Source organism: Vibrio sp. OPT46 (assembly GCF_015163535.1).
Lineage (GTDB): Bacteria > Pseudomonadota > Gammaproteobacteria > Enterobacterales > Vibrionaceae > Vibrio > Vibrio alginolyticus.
The window spans coordinates 6,770-11,016 of the sequence record NZ_JADDYG010000236.1; the positions used below are offsets into that span (position 1 = coordinate 6,770).

Consider the following 4,247-nt stretch of genomic DNA (forward strand, 5'->3'; position numbering starts at 1 on the left):
GACACAGGCATGGTAGACGAACACGTGAAAGAACATGCGATGCCGCAAATTCCTTTGCGCCGCATGGGAGAGCCAGAAGAAGTTGCTGGTTTAGTCAGTTACCTTATGTCTGACATCGCAGGCTATGTAACTCGCCAAGTCATTTCGGTAAACGGAGGCCTAGTATGAGCCGTCGAGTTGTTGTAACCGGAATGTCAGGCGTGACTGCGTTTGGTAACGATTGGCAATCTGTCGAACCAAAACTGCGTGACTGCCAGAACGCGACGCAATACATGCCTTCTTACGAACAGTATGATGGTTTGAACACCAAGCTCGCGGCACCAATTTTAGATTTTGAACTGCCAAAGCACTACAAGCGCAAGCAAGTACGCGGCATGGGGCGTGTTTCTAAATTGGCGACCGTCGCAACAGAAAACGCACTGAGCCAAGCAGGTTTGATTGGTAACGACGTACTCACCAATGGTCAAACGGGTATCGCATACGGCTCATCAACAGGCAGTACTGACGCAATCGGTGCATTTGGTGTCATGCTGAATGAGAAAACCACCAAAGCGATCACCGCAACGACTTACGTGCAGATGATGCCGCATACCACAGCAGTGAACGTTGGTCTATTTTTTGGTTTGAAAGGCCGAGTGATCCCAACCAGCAGTGCATGTACCTCTGGCAGCCAAGCAATCGGCTACGCCTACGAAGCGATCAAACATGGCTACCAAACGGTAATGGTTGCTGGTGGCGCTGAAGAATTGTGCCCAACGGAATCCGCTGTCTTCGATACCCTTTTTGCCACCAGTCTGAAGAATGAAGACCCGAAAAGCACACCAAGACCTTATGACTCCGATCGCGATGGTTTGGTGATTGGTGAAGGTGCGGGAACGCTAGTTCTGGAAGAGTACGAACACGCCGTCGCTCGTGGCGCGAAAATCTATGCAGAAATCATCGGTTTTGCCAGCAACTGTGATGCCACACACGTCACTCAACCACAGATGGAAACCATGCAAATCTGTATGGAAATGGCTTTGCAAAACGCGGGCATTCCTGCTGAGAAGATCGACTATGTATCTGCTCACGGCACTGCCACCGACCGCGGCGATATTGCGGAAAGCAACGCAACAGCGAATGCTCTGGGCAAAGTGCCAATCAGTTCACTCAAGAGCTACTTTGGCCACACACTAGGCGCCTGTGGCGCGATTGAAGCGTGGCTAGGTTTAGAAATGATGCACACAGGTTGGTTTAACCCAACGCTCAACCTAGAAAACCTCGACGAGCAATGTGGCGATTTAGACTACATCGCCGGACAAGGCCGAGAGCTGGACGTGAAATATTTGATGAGTAACAACTTCGCCTTTGGCGGCATCAACACCTCCATCATCTTTAAAAAGATGTAATGCCCTTAGTAAATGCAAAAGCGCTGGTTAACCAGCGCTTTTTTGTTGGTGGCTATCCAGATTGCTAGAAATTGCAATGGCTAGAATGCCATTCAAAAGTTGTAGATAGAGTGGCAATTACAGCCAAAAACCTAAAAACGACAAAGCCCCGACAACTCAAAGAGTTATCGGGGCTTTTGAATAAATGGCACGCCCTATTGGATTCGAACCAATGACCACATCCTTAGAAGGGACGTGCTCTATCCAGCTGAGCTAAGGGCGCGCTACAGGGACAGGATTATACGAGTTCAAACGGGTAAATCAACGGGTTTTCATAACATTCTGATCTGAATGCCTAAAAAAAGTCCATTAAAACGCTTAATGTTCAAAAACACCACAAAGCAAACGTTTGCGTATGGATGTTGATAAGAAATTCTGCGACAATGCGCCGCAGATAATCTGCCTTCTTAATTTATAAGGAAAGTCATGACTGCTCAAAATATAGACGGAACTCTCATTTCCCAAACTGTTCGATCCGAAGTGGCTGCACGTGTTAAAGCACGTGTTGAAGCTGGGCTACGTGCTCCTGGTTTAGCAGTGGTTCTAGTTGGTGAAGATCCTGCCTCTCAGGTTTATGTCGGTAGCAAACGCCGCGCATGTGAAGAAGTTGGGTTTGTTTCTAAGTCTTTTGACCTTCCTGCGTCTAGCTCAGAAGAAGAGTTACTAGCGCTGATTGATGAATTAAACAATGATGATGAAATTGACGGCATTCTAGTGCAATTACCCCTTCCTGCGGGCATAGACACAACACATGTTTTAGAGCGCATTCACCCAGAGAAGGACGTGGATGGCTTCCACCCTTATAACGTTGGCCGTCTTGCGCAACGTATTCCAAAGCTTCGCTCTTGCACGCCAAAGGGCATCATTACCCTACTCGACCGTTACAACATTGAGCTACGTGGTAAGCATGCGGTTGTGGTTGGCGCATCAAACATTGTTGGTCGTCCAATGACACTTGAGCTGCTGCTTGCGGGCTGCACAACAACAACATGTCACCGTTTTACCAAAGACCTAGAGAGTCATGTGCGTCAAGCTGACGTTGTCGTGGTTGCGGTTGGTAAACCTAACTTCATCCCTGGTGAGTGGATTAAAAAAGGCGCAGTGGTGGTCGATGTCGGTATTAACCGTCTTGATTCAGGCAAACTAGTTGGCGACGTGGAATACGACAAAGCACGTGAAAGTGCGAGCTTTATTACTCCTGTTCCTGGTGGCGTTGGCCCAATGACCGTCGCAAGTTTAATTGAGAACACGATGCTCGCTTGCGAACAGTTCCACACAGACAAATAACGTAAATTTCAGATACGAAAAAGGCTCCGCAAGGAGCCTTTTTGCTAATTGTTGATATCTATTTCAATTACAGACTTAAAATCACGCCCGCAATAGAAGCGCTCATTAAGTTCGCCATGACACCAGCGATAATCGCACGGAAACCATGCTTAGAAACAAATGCACGCTTTTCTGGTACCAAAGAGCCCAACCCACCAATCAGCATCGCCATGCTTGAGATATTTGCAAAGCCACACAAAGCAAACGTCACGATTGCTTGTGAGTGTTCACTAAGTTGAGACTTCACTTCTGCAAGCTGGATGAAAGCGACGAACTCATTCACCACAATCTTGTTACCAATCAGCGAGCCTGCTGTGGTTGCTTCTTGCCATGGTATACCCAACAACCAAGCGACTGGCGCAAACACAAAACCTAGGATGAGCTCAAAACTTAATGGTGTCCCAATCAGATCACCTATCCAGCCTAACATACCGTTTAGCATTGCAATGACACTAATAAACGCCAGTAACGTACCACCGACCGATACAGCAATGCGTACACCCGCCATGGCACCATCGGCTAATGCTTCTACTACGTTGGTTGCACGTGGAATTTCAACTTGGCTAATGTCGATATCTGCTGCTTTATCCGTATCTTCTGGCATTAAAATTTTTGCCATCAACAAGCCGGCAGGTGCCGACATAAATGCAGCAGCAATAAGATAGTTGAGGTCGACACCCAGTGATGCGTAACCAACCAACGTTCCGCCAGCAACTGACGCTAAACCACCTGTCATAACTGCAAAGAACTGCGAGTCAGTCATGTGTTTTAGGTAAGGCTTTACCATTAATGGTGCTTCAATGGTGCCAACAAAGATATTCGCCGTAGCAGACAAAGACTCAGCACGACCGATACCCAGCAGCTTTTGAATACCACCACCGATAAAGTTAATGATTTTTGGCATCACACCAATGTGATAAAGACCTGAGATAAGAGAGGAGAAGAAAACGATGATACCCAGAACATTGATCGCAAAGGTGAAGCCCCCTGTCGCCAAATTACCGAATAAAAACGCAATGCCCTCTTGACCATAGTTGATCAAATTCGACACAACACTGCTCACTGAATTCAGCGCATCTCTTCCTGCTGGTACATATAAAACCAACAACGCAAACAGTACCTGCAAAGCAAACGCAAACGACACCGTTCTCAGCTTTATATTTTTTCTATTTGTAGAAAGTAGCCATGCTAGGAATAGTATGGCTACGATACCAATAATTGAGTTCATAAAATGAATCCGACAGAAGGGGGATATAGAAGGCACCGGATTGTATAGCGGACTCAAAATGCTGCAAGTTGAGGATGTTAACAGTGTGAAAAGTTTAAGCGACCAATAACTGACCAACAAAATAACCAATTGAATTTATTGAAGATAAACGTTTGCTTATCTTAATTATTTCCATATGGAAAATATGTTTCTGATTCAGGAAAAATTTTTGTGAAGTGAATCACCTTATGTGTCGTTCTACAACGTCATTGATCCTGTTATTTAGG

4 protein-coding genes and 1 tRNA gene are annotated in these 4,247 nt (G+C 46.2%); 3 read left to right on the top strand and 2 right to left on the bottom strand.

Annotated features, from left to right (window positions below; translation table 11 throughout):
* Positions 1–9: 9 nt before the first annotated feature.
* Both IQR33_RS09520 and IQR33_RS09525 read left to right on the top strand, forming a co-directional pair.
* A complete protein-coding gene (locus tag IQR33_RS09520; protein ID WP_416222674.1) occupies positions 10–168 on the top strand; it encodes an SDR family oxidoreductase in 159 nt (52 codons plus the stop codon).
* Positions 165–1,388, top strand: coding sequence for a beta-ketoacyl-ACP synthase (locus IQR33_RS09525; RefSeq protein ID WP_193843668.1), 1,224 nt, complete (start codon positions 165–167; stop codon positions 1,386–1,388). The genes IQR33_RS09520 and IQR33_RS09525 overlap by 4 nt, the downstream gene beginning before the upstream one ends.
* Positions 1,389–1,573: 185 nt before the next feature.
* Here IQR33_RS09525 and IQR33_RS09530 read toward each other — a convergent pair.
* Positions 1,574–1,650: transfer RNA gene (locus tag IQR33_RS09530), tRNA-Arg, on the bottom strand.
* 203 nt (positions 1,651–1,853) lie between these two features.
* Between IQR33_RS09530 and folD the strand changes: the two genes are divergently transcribed.
* Positions 1,854–2,714, top strand: coding sequence for a bifunctional methylenetetrahydrofolate dehydrogenase/methenyltetrahydrofolate cyclohydrolase FolD (folD, locus tag IQR33_RS09535; protein ID WP_005382297.1), 861 nt, complete (start codon positions 1,854–1,856; stop codon positions 2,712–2,714).
* A gap of 67 nt (positions 2,715–2,781) precedes the next feature.
* On the opposite strand, the gene IQR33_RS09540 is transcribed toward folD, so the two are convergent.
* Positions 2,782–3,981 (bottom strand): NupC/NupG family nucleoside CNT transporter, encoded by a 1,200-nt coding sequence (locus tag IQR33_RS09540; protein WP_005382298.1) that lies wholly within the window; start codon positions 3,979–3,981, stop codon positions 2,782–2,784.
* Positions 3,982–4,247: the final 266 nt, after the last annotated feature.